This is a genomic window from Dellaglioa sp. CoH-57-MRSF-16 (assembly GCF_056782055.1).
The window spans coordinates 1-1,430 of the sequence record NZ_JBXAXZ010000016.1 but is presented as its reverse complement, the minus strand read 5'-3'; the positions used below and the strand labels follow the sequence as shown (position 1 = coordinate 1,430).

At 34.5% G+C, this 1,430-nt stretch carries 2 protein-coding genes; both read right to left on the bottom strand.

Annotation, left to right across the window (positions count from 1 at the left end):
* Positions 1–30: 30 nt before the first annotated feature.
* Positions 31–870 carry an IS3 family transposase gene (locus AC1RPH_RS07585; protein ID WP_481761996.1) on the bottom strand — a complete coding sequence of 280 codons (840 nt, stop codon included), beginning with the start codon at positions 868–870 and terminating at the stop codon, positions 31–33.
* Between the two features lie 26 nt (positions 871–896).
* Complete coding sequence (locus AC1RPH_RS07580; protein WP_481761995.1) at positions 897–1,382, bottom strand: helix-turn-helix domain-containing protein; 486 nt, start codon at positions 1,380–1,382, stop codon at positions 897–899.
* Positions 1,383–1,430 lie beyond the last annotated feature (48 nt).

Below are 1,430 nucleotides of genomic sequence, written 5' to 3'. Positions count from 1 at the left end.
TGAAGTGAACCCCAAAAGTTGGAGTAAATATTAAGCGATCATCTGGTCGGTATGTTTTCGATATTCAATCGGAGACATACCGGCCAGTTTTATTTTAATTCTTTTATGATTGTAATAATCAATATAATTTTTTATGGCTACTTTTAAAGCTTCGTATGTCGCATAATCGTGATTATGAACTGTCCCAACTTTTAAAATATGAAAGAAGCTTTCAGCACATGCATTATCTAAACAAGTCGCTTTGCGACTCATACTTTGAAAAATTTTTGCTGATTTGATAATCTCTGTATAACGGCTGTTCTGATATTGAAATCCTTGATCAGAGTGAACTGTCATTCGATAACTGAGATTTGAACGTTTATTGATTAACCGTTTTAGTGGTTCTGTCACAAACTCCACCGTTGGGTGGAGGCTAATTGACCATTGAAGGACTTCACTATTAAATAAATCAATATATGCCGTAAAATAAGCTCTTTCATTTGTACTTTTATTTCCCCATCGTAGTTCAGTGACATCAGTTACTATTTTTTGATAGGATCTATCAGTCTTAAAACGTCGGTTTAAAAGATTGGAAGCTATTTTACCAACAGTTCCTTTATATGAATTATATCTTTTCGTTTTTCGTTCGTAAGCGTGACATAGGAGTTTGTTTTCTCGCATTATTCTCAACACGGTTTTGTGATTGATTTTAATGCCTATGTTACGTAACTCACTTGTTACGGGACGATACCCATAATCAGAATGCCCTTCACAAATTGTTTTAATCGTTTCAATCAGTTCTTTTGAATCTTGTTGGTACTCTCGTTTACAAGCATCATGGTAGCTACTGCTGGACATCAGTCCAGCTTTTAATACGGTTGCCAACTTAATCTGTAATTCACACCTTAACTCAGTGATTATCTGGGCTTTTTCTTGGTTTTTAATCTTTGTTTTTTCTGTATTAAGGCGTCCAATTTTTCCAAGTACGCTACCCGTGCCCTTAGAAAGTCATTTTCTTCTTGTAATTGTTTTGAAGTTTTTGGATTTTTTGATTTAGTCATTTTAGGCAGTTTTCCTTTTGAAGTTTTTAAGCGACCTTGTACCAGTTTCTTTTCCCAGTCCCAAATCACGACAGGATTCTTAATTTTAAAATGACGTGCTGTAACCGGAAAAGAAGCCCTATGTTTTAATCGCCAGTGAATGACCTTCATTTTATAGGAATAATCATAAAATGTCTTCCCTAAATTATTTTCTAAGCCTTGAATCCCAAACATTTTAAAATGATCCAACCATTGATAAATAGTTGCAGATCCCTTGATTCCATACTTCTTCATTAGTAAACCGGCTGGTTTACCTTTCAAATATTCTTTTAGAACTTTTTTCTTTATTTCAACTGTGAACATAGTAAAACCCCCTGAGTTAGATTTCTCCAACTCAGGGGGTTCACTTCA